This window comes from Shewanella zhangzhouensis (assembly GCF_019457615.1).
Classification (GTDB): domain Bacteria; phylum Pseudomonadota; class Gammaproteobacteria; order Enterobacterales; family Shewanellaceae; genus Shewanella; species Shewanella zhangzhouensis.
Genome location: NZ_CP080414.1, coordinates 528,569 through 546,716 on the forward strand (window position 1 = coordinate 528,569; position 18,148 = coordinate 546,716).

The window sequence follows — 18,148 nt, forward strand, 5'->3', positions numbered from 1 at the left end:
TATACTGTTAATCAATCAGACAAGGACGCGACCATGAAACTTGGATACTTAGCCATTCCCCTCATCTTAGTGCTTGGTGGCTGCGCCACCGGCTCGACTCCCGAGGCCAAGAAGGCCAATGCCAGAAAAGAAACCGCCGGAGCGCTGCAGGATATCTATAAAGATCATCCCACAGCAAAGTCTGCGGTATCTTCCAGTTTGGGGTATCTGGTGTGTACCGGCAGCGACAGTTACCTGTTTGCAGCCTCCACCGGGGGGGGAGTTTGTACCTTCAGCAGCGCCGGCAAGATTGAATACTATCGCTTCGCCTCCCTCGGTGCCGGGTTGGGAATTGGGTTTAAAAAAGTGGCCTTCCTCTATACCTTCCACGATGCCGCTGCCATGCAGCGTTTTCGTACCGAGGGCTGGGATGCCGGCGCCCGCGCCGAAGCCACGGCCCGACACGAGGAAGATGGTGGCCAGGTGGCGGCGAATACTTCCTACGATGTGGGTGGTGTGAAGGTGTTCCAGTCGGCCATCTGGGGCGCTGCCGCTCAGGCCACGGTTCAGGGATACAAATTCTGGCCCACTGACTTTACCCAGGATGTGACTGAGTACAATTAGACGACTGATTTTTCCGGTAGTGTCTGTTTGGTCACTACCGGAATACAGAATTTGAATTTTGTACGTAATTACATACAATCAAGTCCATAGCTTCAGGAAACAGGCGATCATGGACTTAAATGAATTTATCCTGCTGGTGGATGACGATCAGGAACTGACAGAGCTGCTCAGTGACTTTCTGACCAAGAACGGCTTTGAGGTCAGAACCGAATCCAACGGTCTCAACGCGGCAAGACGCATCATAGAAGAAAGACCAAGACTGGTGGTGCTTGACGTGATGCTGCCAGACATGGATGGCTTGTCTATTTGCCGCAAGGTGCGTTCTCAATACGCTGGGCCCATTCTGATGCTGACCGGCCTTGGGGACGATATTGATGAGGTGGCGGGGCTGGAAACCGGTGCCGATGACTATATCGCCAAGCCTGTTCGTTCCCGGGTACTCCTTGCCCGCATTCGCAGCTTGCTGCGCCGCTCAGAATTGCAGGATACCCAGCTGCAGGAAGCACCTGCTGCCAGCGAATCGCGGCTTGTGGTCAATGGGCTTATTCTCGATAAGCTTGAGCGCACGGCGATGCTGCACGGTGGTAATCTGGAATTGACCCTGGCCGAATTCGAGCTGCTGTGGCTCTTAACCAGGCACGCCGGCCGCATCCTGGACCGTGACGCTATTTGCGACCACTTCAAAGAAATTGGCTACGACAGTACCCCCCGCACCATCGACCTCAGGGTGTCACACCTGCGCCGCAAAATGGGCGACGACCCCCGTGAACCTGCTCTCATCAAAACCATGCGTGGCCAGGGCTACGTACTGACATTGAATTGAAATGACGCAGCCATCGGCATTACCCCATCCTCAAGGACGCCGTTTGCGGTCGGGTGGGATGCCATGGCTGTCGTCGCTCTCGTCCTGCGTATTGGCGCTGATGTTGGCAATGATAATGGCCTTGTCCCTCTCTGGCTGTAGGGAAAATCAGGCCAGTGACGCTGACAGAGCCAGCGCTGAGTTAAGCGGTGATGCAAGAGTGCAGGCGCTGCTCGAACTCGCTGCCGCGTCCCGCAATGACGATCCCCTCAAAACCATCGACTACAGCAGTCAGGCATTAACGCTGCTGAAAGAAAGGCCCGAACCCGCCTCCGAAGTGATGGCGCTCAGCAACCTAGCCTGGGCCAAGATGTTATTGGGAGACTTTGCCGAGGCCGCAAAATACGGCGAGGCGGCGTTAACGCTGGCGGAGAATCAGCACCAGCCCGAGATGTTGGTGGTGCCCCTCAATGTAACAGGCCTTATTTACTGGCGTCAGAGCCAGCTGGACAAGGCGCTGACCTATTATCAGCGGGCGCTGGAGGTTGCCAAAGGGCTCAATAAGCGCTCGTTTGAGGCGACCACCTACAACAATATGGGGCTTATTTACAGCGACAAGGCGGAGTACCAACTGGCGCTGGAGTGTTTTACCCGGGCGCGGGACATACACCAGGGACTGGGGGACGAGCGGCCTTTGGCTACGGCGCTGAACAATATTGCCGGCATTCATGCCACCCTCGGGGATTATGGAGAGGCGCTGGCCAATCAGCAGGCATCGCTGCGGATCCGCGAAAAGCTGGACGATAAGCCCGGCGTTGCCGAGCTGCATCACAACATGGGTATTACCTATGAGCAGATAGGGGATTTGAAGGCGTCCATGCTTCAGTTGCAGCAGGGGCTGAAGGGATTTGAGGCGCTGGGGGATAAAACCGGCATGGCGCAGGCGCTCACAGCCCTGGGCATGGTCAATCAGAAACTGAAAAATGATGCCGATGCCAGAGCCTCCATGGAGCAGGCTCTCGCCTACGGTGAAGAGCTTAACGATGGCAATATCACGGCCACAGCCCTGATGAGCCTGGGTAAGCTTTCGCTGGCCATGGGTGATACTCAGGGCGCAAGGCGCTATCTGGAGCGCGGGCTGGCCATTGCCGATCGCCTGGGACTGGTGGCCTTGCAGGCTCAGGGGCGCCTGCGACTTGCGGATTATTTTCTGGTGACCAGTGAGGTGGACGTGGCGCGGGAACGGGCGCTGCAGGCACAGCAATTGGCTCTGACCAGCGGCGATCGCAGCCTGCTGAGGGATACCTATGACATCCTTTCGCAAGTCTATGAGCGAAAAGGGGATTATCTACAGGCGCTTGCCAGCCACAAAGAATTCAAAAGCATTAATGATGCCCTTTTCAATGCCAGTTCCCAGGAGCGGCTGGCCTGGCTTCGCAGCTCCTTCGAGGCGGAAAAACGCCAGCGCCAGATAACCGAGCTTGAGAATGAAAAAGCACTGCAGGCGGAGGTGATAAAACAGCAGCGGGTGGCCCGTAACCTCTGGATTTTGGCGCTGATTGCCGTTGCCGCCATCATGCTGCTGCTCTACGGCCGACACAGTCAGGCCCGGGTCAATCAGGCGCTGCAGCGCTCCATTCAAATGCAGCGGGACTTGATGCAGGCGGTGGCCCATGAATTCAGGGCACCGTTGGCTAGGGTACAACTGGCCTTCGATATGCTGATGGAAGCCGATGCCAATGAGCAGCCACAGTTGGAAGACAGGGTGCTGCGCGGGCTGGAAGAACTGGACGAACTAATCCGAGAAATTGTCAAACTTATCAAAGCAGAAGGCAGCCCGCGACGTGCGCCGAGTGAATCCCTGTCATTGGCGCCCCTGTTGCAAACCCTGGTGGCACGCCAGCATCAGCTGTTCCCAGAGAAGCATCTGAAATTGGCGGCTATCGATGAAGACTTAAGGCTCACCGCCAGTAAGAAACATCTGGAGTGGGCCATCAATAATTTACTCTCCAACGCCCTGCGCTACAGCCGCCAGCAGGTTCAGGTCAGCTGCCAGCGAGAAGCGGAACACATCTGCATCATAGTGGATGACGACGGACCGGGCGTGCCAGCCTCTGAACGGGAACGTATTTTCGAGCCCTTTGTGCGCCTGGATCCCAGTCGCACCCGGGCCACTGGTGGTATTGGCCTTGGGCTGGCGATTGCCCGTCGGTTGGCTGAAAACGGTCATGGCCATATCCGGGTGAGCGACAGTCCGTTGGGCGGCGCCCGTTTCGAACTTATCTGGCCCTGCTGACGCATTTGCACGTTCACCCATCCTGCACTTTCTTTGTATTCGAAAAAATACACTTGTCTCAAACTCCTTCTATTTGCTGATAAAAAGCGTACTCAGACAGGATGCGGCGATCTTTTTTGTCTAAAAAGTGTCATTTTTGTTTGAATTTTGTTTCTTGTGTGTCTAGATTGTATGTGTTCGCATACATAATCATTATAGCGGACACTCTTAATCACAGGAGACCACACATGAGAAAGCTGCACCCACGCCTGAGCCGATTGACTTTGGCCATGCTCTCAACTTCCCTGATGGCTGTTACCGCTCCGGCGCTGGCCGCAAAGAAGGTTGAACCCAAACAAGACTTCGACAATTCCTCTGTTATCGTTAAATTCAAAGAAACCGCCAAGAAAGCGGACCGCAAGCAGTTGCTTGCTCAGTACGGTGTGTCATTTAAAGACAAAAATGACGACGGTGTGGATGACCGTTTCCGTAACATCGCCAAAGGACGCCTGGCTGAACTCACTGTGCCCCGGGGGCTGGATCCCCGTCTTATGGTGGAGCGTCTCAAGCACAATCCAAACATCGAATACGCCGAACTCAACCACAGATTCTACCCCTCAGTGGTGCCAAACGACCCAGGCTACAGCCAGCTCTGGGGCATGCCAAAAATCCATGCCGAGCAGGCGTGGGAAATGGAAATGGGCTCACGAGAGGTAGTGGTTGGTGTGATTGACACCGGCTTTGACTACAACCATCCAGATCTGCGTGACAACGTTTGGGTCAACCCCAACGAAGTGCCCAACAATGGTATTGACGACGACGGCAACGGCTATATCGATGATATTCATGGTATTTCTGCTATCAATGACAACGGTAACCCCCAGGACACTCACTACCATGGCACCCACGTTGCCGGCACCATAGGCGCCACCGGCAACAATGGCACAGGTGTGGTAGGTGTTAACTGGAATACCGCCATGGTGGGCTGTTCCTTCCTCGGCAGTCAGGGCGGTACCACAGCAGACGGTATCCAGTGTATTGATTACATGGTGGATTTGAAAAACCGTGGCGTGAACATCCGCGTAACGAACAACTCCTGGGGTGGTGGTGCCTTCAGTCAGGCGCTGGAAGATGCCATCACCGCGGCCAACAATGCCGATATCCTGTTTGTGGCCGCGGCCGGTAACGATGCGGTGGACAACGATGTCAACGACAACTGGCCCTCAAACTATGATGTGCCCAACGTGATGGCCATTGCCTCCACCACCAGTGATGACCAGATGTCCTACTTCTCTCAGTGGGGCCTGAACACTGTGGATATGGGTGCACCCGGCTCGGATGTGTACTCCACCATTCCGGGCAATGACTACAACAACCTGAGCGGTACCTCCATGGCGACTCCCCATGTGGCGGGAGCCGCTGCACTGATTTTGGCCGCCGATCCCACTCTGACCACCGCCGATGTGAAGAACATCCTGATGTCCTCCGGCGACCCCATTGCCGCGCTGGAAGGAAAGACAGTGACAGGTAAGCGCCTGAATCTGGAAGGTGCCCTGAACATGGCCGGTGCCGGTGGCCCGGGCTACTACCTGCTGGTGAGCCCTGCCAGCCGCACGGTGAACCAGGACTCCTCTGTCACCTTTGATATCGATATGAATGCCGTGGGCGGTTACAACGGCAACGCCAGCTTCAGCGCCGATGTACCGGCTGGACTGAATGCAGCTGTGACCTTCTCCAGCAGCACTGTGCCTGCCGACGGTCGCACCACCATGACGGTTGCCACCGATGCCAACACTGCTCTGGGTAATCACATCATCACCATCAACGCCGTTGACGCTGATATCCACAAGAGCATAGATGTGAGCCTGCTGGTGTACCCCGCAGGTACCTTCAGCACCACTTACAGCAATGACATTCCGGTAGCGATTCCCGATGACAATGTCGCTGGTGTGAGCAGTGTTATCAATGTGCCCATGAACCTGACCCTGACCGATCTGGTGGTGAATGTGGATATCGCCCACACCTACATTGGCGATCTTACCGTTACCCTCGCTTCGCCAAGTGGCCGTGCCGTGACCCTGCACAACCGTACTGGCGGCAGCGCAGATAACCTGGTGGCCAGCTACGCGGTGGAAGACTTCGATCTGGAAGACGCCTCCGGTGACTGGACCCTGCACGTGGTTGACTCAGGTTTCCGCGATGTGGGCACCCTCAATAGCTGGAGCATGGACGTGACCGGTGGCTCTCAGCCCGGCACCAACTTGCCACCGACGGTGACCATTGGCGCCAACCTGCAAAATGCCCTGTACCTGCCCGGCGATGTAATTAATTTTGTTGCCGACGCCACCGACTCTGAAGATGGTGATGTGCGTGCTTCGCTGGTGTGGACCTCCAGCCTCGATGGTCAGATTGGTACCGGTGGCAGCTTCTCCCGCTCAGACCTGAGTCAGGGTACCCACCAGATCACAGTATCAGCCTCTGACAGCCAAGGGGTGGTGAGCAGCCGTGAGTTCTTTCTGTACGTTGTTAGTGACGGCACCGTTGTTTCCTATGAGGACACGAACCGTCAACCGATTGTGGATCTGGGAACAGTAGTGGCCGAGATTGACGTGCCCCTGGGGCTGAAAATCAAGGACATGAGCCTGTTCGTTGATATTCAGCACAGCTTCGCCAACGATATGCTCATTCATCTGGTATCGCCCAATGGCACCCGGGTCGAGATTTTCGATCGCAAAGACTCAAGCGAATACTATCGTGACCTGGTGAAAACCTTCTATCCGGTTGAGTTCAATGGCGAAATGGCAGCGGGCACCTGGCAGCTCATCATTAAGGATGAGTGGAGCAACAACTCCGGCTGGCTGAACCGTTGGACACTGAGCTTTACCCATGATGGCGGTTCTACGACCCCAGACAACCAAGCGCCTGTGGTTAACATCCATGCCCCAGTGGGTGGCAGCAGCGTTATCGAAGGTGACACAGTGACGTTCGTAGGCTCTGCCAACGATGCCGAAGACGGTGATGTGACCAACACCCTGGTATGGACCTCGGATCTGGACGGTGTGATTGGCTCTGGCGCTTACTTCAGCACCAACAGCCTGAGTGTGGGCCAGCACACTGTCACCGCCAGCGCCGCCGATAGCGAAGCTGCCAACGGTGAAACTATGGTGACCCTGACAGTAGAGCCTGCCCCAGTGAATGAGCTGCCTACCGCCGAGTTCAGCTTCCAGGTCAATCACCTGGATGTGAGCTTTGTCGATGGCTCTGGTGATGCCGATGGTTCCGTGGTTACCTGGGCATGGGACTTTGGTGATGGCAATACTTCAACGCTTGCCAACCCAAGCCACAGCTATGCAACAGGTGGCAGCTATCAGGTGACACTGACTGTGACCGACAACAATGGCGCCAGCCACAGCATCAGCAAGCAGGTCACTGTAAAAGCCGCCATCAGTCTTGATGCAGCCGGCAGCACCGACGGTAACAAGGTGAACATCAGCCTGAGCTGGAGTGGTTCTACTGCCCGCAACGTTGATGTGTATCGTGATGGCCAGCTGATCAGCAGCACCCGTGACCGTGGCAGCTTCAGCGACCGCTTCAACAGCAGCGAAGGTAGCTTTGCCTACCAGGTCTGTGAAGCAGGCAGCGATATCTGCTCCGAAGTCATCACTGTAACCCCAGTGTTGAACACCCGCGGTAAGGGTAAGTAACACTGAGTTCCTTCGCTGCTAAGCCGCTTGCCAGTCAGGTGGCTTAATCAGGGAGGACTATCCGATACCTTATCTCAGGTAAATAAAAAGGCCGGGAATCATCCCGGCCTTTTCTATGCTCAAGTGCTTTGCCGTATCAAACAAAGCATCCCAAGCCGATGGCTTACAGAATAAAGCGGCTTAAGTCTTCGTCCTGCACCAGGTTGTCCAGATGCGCATTCACGTAATCAGCATCTATGGTGAACTTGCTGCCGGACTTGTCGCTGGCTTCGAAGGAGATATCTTCCATCAACCTTTCCATTACTGTGTGAAGACGGCGGGCACCGATGTTTTCGGTGCGCTCGTTCACCTGCCAGGCGGCCTGGGCGATACGATCGATGCCTGTCTCGGTAAACTCGATGGTCACGCCTTCGGTGGCCATCAGCGCCACATACTGCTCGGTGAGCGAGGCGTGTGGCTCGGTGAGAATACGCTTGAAGTCGGAGGCAGTAAGGGCATCCAGCTCTACCCGGATGGGCAGGCGGCCCTGCAGCTCGGGGATAAGATCCGATGGCTTGGACATCTGGAACGCGCCCGAGGCAATAAACAGGATATGGTCGGTTTTTACCATACCGTGCTTGGTGTTGACTGTGCAGCCTTCAACCAAGGGCAGCAGGTCGCGCTGCACCCCTTCGCGGGATACATCGGGGCCAGAGGTTTCGCCGCGCTTACAGATCTTGTCGATTTCATCGATAAAGACGATGCCGTTCTGCTCAACCAGTTCGATGGCCTTTTCTTTCAGATCTTCCTGATTCACCAGCTTGGCGGCTTCCTCATCCACCAGTTGCTTGAGTGCATCTTTGATCTTCATCTTTTTGCGCTTGGCAGGTGCCTGACCCATGTTTTGGAACAGGCTCTGCAGCTGGTTGGTCATTTCTTCCATGCCCGGTGGTGACATGATTTCCACGCCAATATGCGGGCCAGCGATATCGATTTCGATTTCTTTATCGTCCAGCTGACCTTCACGCAGCTTCTTGCGGAAGATTTGACGGCTGGCAGAGTTGTCATCGCTGCTGTTGTCCCAGTCGTTTTTGGGGCGTGGCAGCAGGGCATCCAGTACCCGCTCCTCGGCGGCCTCTTCGGCGCGGGTACGGCACTTTTTCATTTCCACTTCGCGGGTCAGCTTGATGGCGGTGTCGGTCAGATCGCGAATGATCTGCTCCACTTCCTTGCCCACATAACCCACTTCGGTAAACTTGGTGGCTTCCACCTTGATAAAGGGCGCGTTGGCAAGCTTGGCCAGGCGGCGGGCGATTTCGGTTTTACCCACGCCGGTGGGGCCAATCATCAGGATATTCTTGGGGGTCACTTCGTGACGAAGCGCTGCATCCAGCTGCATGCGGCGCCAGCGGTTACGCAGGGCCACGGCCACGCTGCGTTTGGCTTTCTGCTGGCCAATGATGTGGGCGTCCAGCTCGTGAACAATCTCGCGGGGAGTCATTTCAGACATGGTGATTCCTCAGTAACTCAGTTCTTCGATGGTCTTGAACTGGTTGGTGAATACGCAAATATCGCCGGCGATGGTCAGTGACTTTTCGGCAATCTCGAGGGCGCCAAGGTCGGTGTTTTCCAAAAGTGCAGTGGCGGCAGCCTGGGCGAAATTCCCGCCTGAGCCAATGGCAATCAAATCGTTTTCGGGCTGCACCACGTCGCCGTTACCGGTAATGATGAGTGAGCTTTCGGCATCGGCCACGGCCAGCAGCGCCTCGAGTTTTCGCAGCATGCGATCGGTGCGCCAGTCTTTGGCCAGCTCCACCGCAGCGCGCATCAAATGGCCCTGGTGCATTTCCAGCTTGGCTTCAAAGCGCTCGAACAGGGTGAAAGCATCGGCGGTACCACCGGCAAATCCGGCCAATACCTTGCCGTGGTACAGGCGGCGAACCTTGCGGGCATTGCCTTTCATGACAGTATTGCCGAGGGATACCTGGCCATCACCTGCGATAACCACCTGATTATTACGGCGCACGGATACGATAGTAGTCACAATGGATCCTCTTTTAGCGTCCGAAGGATGGGCCTTCGGGGGACGAATACAGCCTATATGGGGTCGTGCGCCCGCTTTTCAAGTGAGTAAAGAGTTTCAAGTGATGAGGGTCAAAAGAAAGGTCGCCCTGAGGCGACCTTAAGTGTTGTGTGCTTATGCTCTGTTTGTCACAGCCAGACATGTCTGACAGGTGTTCATGCCGATGGGGTGCTGAACACTTGAGCTGATACTCAGTTTTGCCACAGCCATATTTGGCATGTGTTCATGCCGATGGCCTGCAGCTTGTGGCGGGCGCGCTCGGCCTCGCGCTTGCGCTCATAGGGGCCAATCACCACCTTGTACCAGGTGCCGCTGCCACCCTGCACCTTGCGAATTTGCGCTTCCATGCCCTGGAAGGCGATGACCGCCTTCATCTTTTCTGCCTGGGACATCTCGCGGAAAGAGCCACACTGCATCTGATAAGGACCGGTTGAGCGCAGTGTCTCAGGTGGCGGAACATCCACCTCAACCTGCTTATTCTCGAGCTCTTTCAGGTAGGTCCATTCTTCCTGCGGCTTGGGCGGCAGCGCGTTGGGGTCTTTCTTGGGCTTACTGGCTTTGGTCTCGGTTTTGGCCGGTTCCACCTGGTCAGCACTGCCCTTGATGGTCCACAGGAAATAGCCGAAGCCCGCCACCAATGCGACAACCACAATCAGCGCGATCCAGGGCTTTCGCCCCGGCGTGCGGGCATTCTTGTTACCGCCACGACCTTTGCTTCGTGGCGTACGGTTGGCGTAATCGCGACTCATGGATTACATGCGCTCCAGAGTCTCGATGCCCAGCAGCGACAGCCCCTGCTTGAGGGTGTTGGCGGTCAGGCGGGACAGCAGCAGACGGCTGTCACGGGCAGCTTCGGTGTCAGCGCTCAGCACTGGGCAAGCCTCATAGAAGCTGGAGAAGGCGCCTGCCAGCTCATACAGGTAACCGCAGAGGATGTGCGGCTGACCCTTGTCCACCATGCGGGCAAGGATTTCACCGAACTGCGCCAGCTTGTTGCCCAGCTCCTTCTCTTTGTCGTGCTCGAGCACCAGCTCGGCGCCGGACAAATCGATGTTCTCGGCTTTCTTAAAGATACCGGCCACACGGGTGTAGGCGTACAGCAGGTAGGGGGCTGTATTGCCTTCGAAGCTCAGCATCTGTTCGAAGCTGAAGATGTAATCGCTGCTGCGGTTTTTGGACAGGTCGGCGTATTTCACCGAGGCGATGCCGACCACGCGGGCGATTTCTTTAACTTCGGCCTCATCCATATCCGGGTTCTTGCTGCGCACCAGCTGCTCGGCACGTTCAACGGCTTCATCCAGCAGGTCAACCAGCTTCACCACGCCGCCGGAGCGGGTCTTGAATGGGCGGCCGTCTTCGCCGTTCATGGTGCCAAAGCCCATGTGCTCGAGTGTCATGTTGTCACGCACGAAACCGGCGGTGCGAGCCAGGCTGAACACCTGCTGGAAGTGCAGTGCCTGACGCAGATCCACAAAGTAGAGCACGCGGTCGGCATTGAGGGTGCCGGAGCGGTAGCGCATAGCAGCGAGATCGGTAGTGGCATACAGGAAGCCGCCATCGGCTTTCTGGATGATCACCGGCAGTGGCTCGCCGTCTTTGTTGCGGAATTCTTCCTGGAATACCACCTTGGCGCCGTCGCTGATGGCCAGCAGGCCCTTGGCATCGAGATCGGCAACAACCTGGGCCAGATCGGCGTTGTAGGCGCTCTCACCGTGGACGTCGTTTCGGGTCAGGCTCACACCCAGACGCGCATACACGTCGTGACAATGGCTCAGGGAGATGTCGTTAAATTCGCGCCACAGCTTGTTGCAGTACTCATCACCGCTTTGCAGCTCAACCACCAACTGACGGGCGCGGGTGGCGAATTCGTCGGATTCGTCGAAGCGCAGCTTGGCGGCGCGGTAGAAGCTTTCGAGGTCTGACAGTTCCAGGTTGGCCTTGTCGTCGCCCTGTGCGCGCAGCTCTTCCATGTAGGCCAGCAGCATGCCGAACTGGGTACCCCAGTCACCCACGTGGTTTTGACGTATGACCTTGTGGCCGAGGAATTCCAGCGCGCGCACCACGCTGTCACCAATGATGGTGGAGCGCAGGTGACCTACGTGCATTTCCTTGGCGAGGTTGGGGGAGGAGTAGTCCACCACCACGGTTTGAGATGCGGCGGCTTTTACGCCCAGCATAGCATCGCCAAGCGCGGCCTTGAGCTGGTTGGCCAGGGCGTTGTCGTCAATAAAGAAGTTGATAAAGCCGGGGCCGGCAATTTCGACCTTGGCTACCTGCGCGGACGCGGGCAGATTGTCGATGATCAGCTGCGCCATTTCACGTGGCGGCTTACCGGCAACCTTGGTCAGCATCATGGCCAGATTGGTGGCGAGATCGCCATGGCTCTTGTCCTTGGTTCGGTCGACCTGAATGCGCGCTTCAAAGTCGGCGGGCACTATGCCCTGAGCTTTCAAGGATTCAAGGGTTTGTTCGAGCAAGGATTGAATGAGTTCTTTCATCGGCCTGTATCTATTGACTTCAAGGTTTAACGGGAATAACCGGGAATTGTAGCCTCTGCGCCCCCCGGCTGGCTATTGGCAGAAGGAACTTTTTGAGCAAAAACACAAAGCACCCGGGTGAATTGTGTAGATGAACATTAATTCATGCGTTGCCAAGGGGGAGTTCATGGTGACTGGTGCATAGTGTCAGCATGGTTCGTTAGACATGGATGTTGGTTATGCTGGGTAGCTTGTTCTTGTTAGCGCAGTAAGGTTGACCAGCGACTTATGGCCTCACAGAGGCTGCAGAGTGAAATGTAACTTTGCTCTGGTGTGTCCTCTGTGGCCATGTTTTTTCACCTGTTTCTCACTCCTGTTTGCCCGCTTTTGTGAACAGAGCTCATTGACATCCCACCTTGCGCGGCTTTTTAGCCGCGATTTTTTTATCTGTTATTCAAATAGCGGTTCTAAAAAATGCAGCCCTGAGGCTGCATTCTGCAGAGTGTGACTTCAGTCTGGTCAGTTGGCGGACTCAGCCATCATCTGGCTCTGCCAGAGGGAGTCTTCGTTTTCTGATGACGTCAGAGAGATAAGGACGGCGTTGGGTTTCCCTGCAATCGGTGCCAGCACCATCACAAAGGTCGTTTCACTGGTGTCGGTATAGTTTATCTCGATGGAACCAGCCAAATTGATGTGCCAGTTCATTGCCAGACTGGGCTCTTCACCTTCCCAGATGGTACCGACGCCGTCAGCATCGAAATAGACATGGAAGGTACCCATGTCACCATCGAAAAGTTTGAAATTCATACTGAACTGTTGGGTCAGTACATCTGCATTGCTGAAGCCGTCGGTGGCGCGCACCAAGCTGACCTGACCAAGGGGATGTTCGCTGTCGTAATCCTGCAGCATGGCAGCAAAGCGTTCGAGTTTAGGCAGGCTGTAGCGGCCATCTTCAGCATCCTGGAACCAGATTTCGCCAAAAGGTTTGAGCACGAGAGTGTCACCTGAGGTTGAGCTGTCCTTGTCGTAAAGCCCACCCGGACCATCGGCATCCACGGTGACCGCGGTAACGCTGAAACTGCTGCCATTCCACTGGTATTGGCCAAATTCTCCGGAGAGTGCCCGGGGCGAGGAGTCGGCGTAGCTTTCCTGATTGTTGGTGTGCACCAGAGCGTATTCAGTGCCTGAGAGAAACACCACCACGGTGAGGTTTTCATCGGCTTCTTCCCACACCTTCCAGGAGCCGACGAGGTCGCTGCTGCCATCATCTATTCGAGTCAGGCTAATGCTGTCCTCGCTGAATTGAATGGTCAGCGACTCACCCAACGTCATGGACTTTGCTTCGTGGCTGCCACCATCAAAAAAGCCACCGCTGTTGTCAGACTCGGCAATCAAACTCAGGCTGAGCGAACCGGTAGTAGGGTCCCATTCATACTCACCCAACTCGGCACTGCCTGCCAGCTGATCGCCATCGTCTGAATGTTCGTGAAGTATCAAATAATGGCTTTCATCCACAAAGGTGAGGATATTGCGCATGCCTTCACCTTCTTTAAGCAGCCAGCTGCCAAGCAGTTGTTGCCTGAGAGAGGTTTCCACATGGGCCCTGGCATCGGCATCACTTATCAGGGTGCGGTTATCCAATGTGGTCAGCACTGAGGCAACGGCATCGGCAAAGCCGGTACTGCCGACGTCCAGTGCCGTGCCGTTAAAGGCCTCTGTGGTGGCCTGTGACAATGTAATACCGTTGCTGGGGTCTTCATCTTCATCCAACGTTTGCAATATGCGGGCGATGTTGGAAACCGTGGTGGCATCGCCATCGGCAAAATCATTGGGGGTAACCAGTCCTGTGGCTTCAACAGCAGGAAACGTCAGATCGCCAATGAAAAACACCACGGTTTCGCCCGGCAAATACTGGTAGCGACCCATAGCGTCGGTGAGGCCACTTTGGGTTTCGGTGCGATAACCTATACCAGCGACCGGACTGTCAAGGAATAGCCCTGCCTGAGCACTGACGCAACTGACCTGAGCGGCGTTGGCATTGGCACTGCTCAGGGTTCCGCTGGCACCTGTGATGCTGCAGACCTGTCCTTCAGGTTGGCTGCTGATACTGATGCTGAATCCCGTGCCTTCAGCCACACTGTTGGTGAACTGGAAACTGCTTGCTGTGACGCTTTGGGTTTGCGTGCTGCCAGCGGTGAGCGTCAGTCCCAGAGTGCCATTTAGGCCGCTGATGCTGCCGCCAATCTTCAGCTGGGCAGGTTCAGTGGGTTGCTCTGTGTTGTCGTCATTGTCGCTGCCACCACAGGCGGCCAGGCCAAGTGCCAGCGGCAGCAACAGACCACCGCGTAAGAAGAGGGATATGTGCATGATTCGATCCTTAAGTTATGCGTCCGTTTAGTCCCTGTTGGGAATTGGGGGTGTACGCCCAGATGACAGCATAAGAAAGACCGACAAAAGTGAGATGTGATTCTTTTTGAAAAGATTTGAATCTTTTAAAGTCAGTGCCTTAGGTGTTTTTGTGGTTACAGCAAATCCTGCGGGTCCCTGTCCAGACTCCAACGGCAACGTTTGGCCTCTGGCAGGAGGTCGATGGCAGGCAAGATGGCTTCCAGCGCCTGCTGTAATCCCTGACGTTGCTCGGCCTGAAACATCAACTGGCGTCTGTGCTTGCCGGCCTTACGGTCCATGGGGGCGGGCAGGGGGCCAATAACTTCATACCCCTTGTCCCTTGGCAACATGGCTGCAATGGCAGCCAAAAAGGCCTCGGCATCTTCTGCCCTGTGGGCTTCGGCCCGTGCCAGCACCATGTGCCACGCCGGTGGCAGTGCTGCCTGTTTACGCTCACTGAGCTGGCCACGGGCAAATTCACCGTAGCCTTTGTGCATCAGCTCCCGCAGTATGGGGTTATCGCTCTGGTGAGTTTGCAGCAGTACAGTGCCGGGTTTGGCGGCGCGGCCAGCACGGCCCGCCACCTGGGTGTAGAGCTGGCCAAAGCGTTCCGGCGCCCTAAAATCGGCGCTGAACAGGGCGCCATCCACATCCAGCAGACCCACCAGGGTCACGTCCGGGAAGTGATGGCCCTTGGCCAGCATCTGGGTACCCACCAGGATTTTGTAGTCACCCCGATGAATGGCCTGCAGGTGATTTTCCAGCGAGCCCTTGAGGCGGGTTGTGTCTCTGTCGATGCGTACCACAGGGTACTTGGGGAACTCGTCTTTCAGCACTTGCTCGAGCTGTTCTGTGCCTATGCCCTGGCCCATCAGCATGGTGGAACCGCAGTTATGGCACTGGCGCGGAATCGCATATTGGTTGCCACAGTGATGGCAGCGAATTTCGCCAAGCTTTTGATGCACAGTAAAAAAGGCATCGCAGCGATCGCACTCATGTAAATGGCCGCACTCATGGCACAGGAGCGCCGGAGCAAAGCCGCGGCGATTCAAAAACAGCAGCACCTGATTGCCTGCATCCAGATGCAGCCGCATTTCGTTGAGCAGCGCCGCCGACATACCTGCCTTCAGCGGCTGGTTGCGGATATCGATAATGCCCTGGCGTACCTTTTTGGCGTTGCCGGCCCGCTCCCCCAGATGCAGGTGCCGGTAACGACCCGAGAGGGCGTTTTGCAGCGACTCCAACGAAGGGGTGGCCGAGCCCAGCACCACGGGAATATTTTCCAAATGGCCACGCATCACCGCCAAGTCACGGGCATGGTAGCCCACGCCTTCCTGCTGCTTGAAGGAACTGTCGTGCTCTTCGTCGAGGATGATAATGCCGGGGAACGCCATGGGCGTGAACAGCGCACTGCGGGTACCGATAATGATGGCGGCTTCGCCGCTGCGCCCTGCACGCCAGGCATCGAGGCGCTGATTGTCGGTGAGGTTGGAGTGGATGACCGCAACTTCAACCTTGAAGCGGCGACGGAAGCGGTCAATGGTCTGGGGCGTCAGGCCTATCTCAGGCACCAAAATCAGGGCTTGTTTGCCTTCGCTCAGAACCTTTTCCAATACTGAAAGGTACACCTCTGTTTTACCTGAGCCCGTGATGCCCTCCAGCAGTGCGCATTCGTACCCCTGAGCGGCGTTGATGGCGGCGACCGCTACGGCCTGCTCCTTGTTCAGCTTATGGGGCGTTTCCCCAAGCTCAAGAGCTGTTCGCCAGCCAAGGTTGATGTCTACCGGTACCTGTTCCCGCTGTACCCACTCTTTGTCTTCGAGACCTTTCAGCGCCGCCTTGCTGAGCTCCATGGCGTTGAACTCATCCAGGCTCAGGGGATGCTGCCAGAGCATTTCGGCGAGCTTTTGCTGCGCAGGTGCCCGCTTCAGGGTGGCGATGCCAGCCTCTCTGGCCTTGTCGGTTAATTTAAGCCAGGTGCGACTCTTTGGGGCGGCATCCGCACCTTTGCGCAGTGCCACCGGCAATGCCTGGGTCAGCATCTGTCCCTGACTGCAAAAATAATACCTTGCGGCCCAGAGAGTCAGTTTATAGAGTGGTTCAGACAGGGCCGGTGCATCATCGATTATCTCAATGATTTCTTTGATTTGGGCTTCGGGCAGCTCGCAGCTGTCTTTGATGGCGGTAATAAGACCTATCAGTTGTTGTTTGCCAAAGGGGACCTTGACCCTTTTGCCGGGGCAGGGTGCAGAGCTTGGCTGTGCTGGCAATCGATAGCTGTAACTGCGGCGCATGGGAACCGGCAGAGCAACTTCAACAAACTGTGGCATAATCAGGTACATCTGGCTTGAGTTGCCTCTAGTGTAACGGCAGCGTGGGAACTCAGCCACAGCTAAAGCAGCCCGGTAGCTATGCAAGAAAAACAATGCAAGAAAACGATGCAGGAAAAACAATGACTAGACTTTTCATCCTTGCCTTGCTGTTGATGGTTCAGGCCCTGACGCCCGCACAGGCGCGTCTATCCCATGTCAGTATCAATAAAAGCCAATTCACCCTGGGGGAATACCCGCGCCTGCGAGTTAACATCGTGTCTGAGCGCAGTGACCTGTCGCGACTGGAGTTTGTGGTGCGCCAGGGTTCCCGGGAAGAAAAGCTCATGGTGGAGCCCCTTAACAACTTTATGCTGTTGCTGTTTGGCGTTGACAATGTGACAGACGCCAATGCCGAATTGGTGGTGCGCGAATACGTGGTCAATCAGTGGCAGGAGTATAAGGTTATCCCGCTGTTTGGCGGCCAGGAGCGAGTCGCGAAAGCGCCGAGTGCGCCCCCAAGAAAGGCCGCCGAACTGTTGGCGCCCGAGTCTGTTCCTGTGGCGAAACCCACTCATCCGCAATTGGCGGCTGCCAGCGCCGCCAACCACAGCAGTGGCTGCGCCGTGGAGTACCAGCCGGGCGAGACCCTCTGGCGCATTGCCAGCCGTTATGCGCCGCGCTGGAATACCAACGTATACAGCACCATGATGGCACTGTTTGATGCCAATCCCCGCGCCTTTACCAAGGGCAAAATCAGCGGCCTCAAGCAAGATGTGAAGCTGGAGTGCCCATCACCGGCGCTGCTGGGGCGTTATCCGGATACCCGTGAGGCGAGACGTATTTTTGAAGCCAAAAGCCTGGAGTGAATCGCTGGCTTTTTAAGCGATAATCCGCTTGTCAGTATGGGTGAGATCCTGTACCATTCTGCGCCCTAACATACTTGTTATTAACTGCATGTGGTGTCCGACTTCGGGTTGGAAGAGCGACATGGCCTTTACTTTGAGGTAATCCCGATGAAACCAGGTATCCATCCTGAATACGCCCAGATCACTGCCACCTGTACCTGTGGTAACGTTATCAAGATCAACTCCACTGTAGGTAAAGACCTGCACCTGGACGTGTGTGGTGCTTGTCACCCATTCTACACTGGTACCCAGAAAGTGGTTGACACTGGTGGTCGTATCGACAAGTTCAACAAGCGTTTCGGTATGCTTGGCAAGAAGTAATTGCAACAGCAATGAATTCATAAAAAGGGCACCCTCGTGGTGCCCTTTTTGCTTTTGCGCCTGAGCCTGTTCTTCATTTTTCCACCAACCTTGCCACGAACCGTGTTGTGTGCACCGAGGTCAGATGAGTTTATTTTCCGAGCGATGATTTTACGACTTTCGGCTGTGATTTCCGGTGAAGTCATGAAAATGGAATTAAATTTGGTAATTTTGCTACATAAATCGTGTTGCGCTGCGCCAATAAGGCGGTTTTCACGAGTTGCTTCAGTATAAAAACAACAAAGTTAATTAATGGTTTG

At 55.7% G+C, this 18,148-nt stretch carries 12 protein-coding genes; 6 read left to right on the top strand and 6 right to left on the bottom strand.

The window, feature by feature from the left end; genetic code table 11:
* Nucleotides 1-33: 33 nt before the first annotated feature.
* The 4 genes from K0H63_RS02330 (at nucleotide 34) to K0H63_RS02345 (ending at nucleotide 7,384) form a co-directional block, all read left to right on the top strand.
* Nucleotides 34-603 carry a lipid-binding SYLF domain-containing protein gene (locus tag K0H63_RS02330; RefSeq protein ID WP_220066541.1) on the top strand — a complete coding sequence of 190 codons (570 nt, stop codon included), beginning with the start codon at nucleotides 34-36 and terminating at the stop codon, nucleotides 601-603.
* A gap of 109 nt (nucleotides 604-712) precedes the next feature.
* Nucleotides 713-1,426: a response regulator gene (locus K0H63_RS02335; RefSeq protein ID WP_220066542.1), complete on the top strand. Its 714-nt coding sequence runs from the start codon at nucleotides 713-715 to the stop codon at nucleotides 1,424-1,426.
* A gap of 1 nt (nucleotide 1,427) precedes the next feature.
* Nucleotides 1,428-3,701: a tetratricopeptide repeat protein gene (locus tag K0H63_RS02340; protein ID WP_220066543.1), complete on the top strand. Its 2,274-nt coding sequence runs from the start codon at nucleotides 1,428-1,430 to the stop codon at nucleotides 3,699-3,701.
* Nucleotides 3,702-3,928: 227 nt separating this feature from the next.
* A complete protein-coding gene (locus K0H63_RS02345) occupies nucleotides 3,929-7,384 on the top strand; it encodes a S8 family serine peptidase (RefSeq protein WP_220066544.1) in 3,456 nt (1,151 codons plus the stop codon).
* Between the two features lie 163 nt (nucleotides 7,385-7,547).
* Here the strand turns inward: K0H63_RS02345 and hslU are convergent, their stop codons facing one another.
* From hslU to priA, 6 genes are all read right to left on the bottom strand, one after another.
* Nucleotides 7,548-8,873, bottom strand: coding sequence for an ATP-dependent protease ATPase subunit HslU (gene hslU, locus K0H63_RS02350; protein ID WP_220066545.1), 1,326 nt, complete (start codon nucleotides 8,871-8,873; stop codon nucleotides 7,548-7,550).
* A gap of 9 nt (nucleotides 8,874-8,882) precedes the next feature.
* On the bottom strand, nucleotides 8,883-9,407 hold the full coding sequence (gene hslV, locus K0H63_RS02355; protein WP_011758561.1) for an ATP-dependent protease subunit HslV: 525 nt from the start codon (nucleotides 9,405-9,407) through the stop codon (nucleotides 8,883-8,885).
* Between the two features lie 230 nt (nucleotides 9,408-9,637).
* Nucleotides 9,638-10,195: an SPOR domain-containing protein gene (locus tag K0H63_RS02360; protein WP_220066546.1), complete on the bottom strand. Its 558-nt coding sequence runs from the start codon at nucleotides 10,193-10,195 to the stop codon at nucleotides 9,638-9,640.
* Between the two features lie 3 nt (nucleotides 10,196-10,198).
* Nucleotides 10,199-11,944 (bottom strand): arginine--tRNA ligase, encoded by a 1,746-nt coding sequence (gene argS, locus K0H63_RS02365; RefSeq protein WP_220066547.1) that lies wholly within the window; start codon nucleotides 11,942-11,944, stop codon nucleotides 10,199-10,201.
* Nucleotides 11,945-12,442: 498 nt separating this feature from the next.
* Nucleotides 12,443-14,290 (bottom strand): hypothetical protein, encoded by a 1,848-nt coding sequence (locus K0H63_RS02370; RefSeq protein ID WP_220066548.1) that lies wholly within the window; start codon nucleotides 14,288-14,290, stop codon nucleotides 12,443-12,445.
* A 155-nt stretch (nucleotides 14,291-14,445) separates the two neighbouring features.
* The gene (gene priA / locus K0H63_RS02375; RefSeq protein ID WP_220067786.1) at nucleotides 14,446-16,641 is read right to left on the bottom strand and encodes a primosomal protein N'; all 2,196 of its coding nucleotides are present in this window, start codon (nucleotides 16,639-16,641) and stop codon (nucleotides 14,446-14,448) included.
* A 122-nt stretch (nucleotides 16,642-16,763) separates the two neighbouring features.
* On the opposite strand from priA, the gene K0H63_RS02380 reads away from it, so the two are divergent.
* Together K0H63_RS02380 and rpmE are read left to right on the top strand one after the other, a co-directional pair.
* Entirely contained in the window at nucleotides 16,764-17,489 is a 726-nt protein-coding gene (locus K0H63_RS02380) for a FimV/HubP family polar landmark protein (RefSeq protein ID WP_220066549.1), read from the top strand.
* 147 nt (nucleotides 17,490-17,636) lie between these two features.
* Complete coding sequence (rpmE, locus tag K0H63_RS02385) at nucleotides 17,637-17,849, top strand: 50S ribosomal protein L31 (protein WP_011758567.1); 213 nt, start codon at nucleotides 17,637-17,639, stop codon at nucleotides 17,847-17,849.
* The last annotated feature ends 299 nt before the right edge of the window (nucleotides 17,850-18,148 follow it).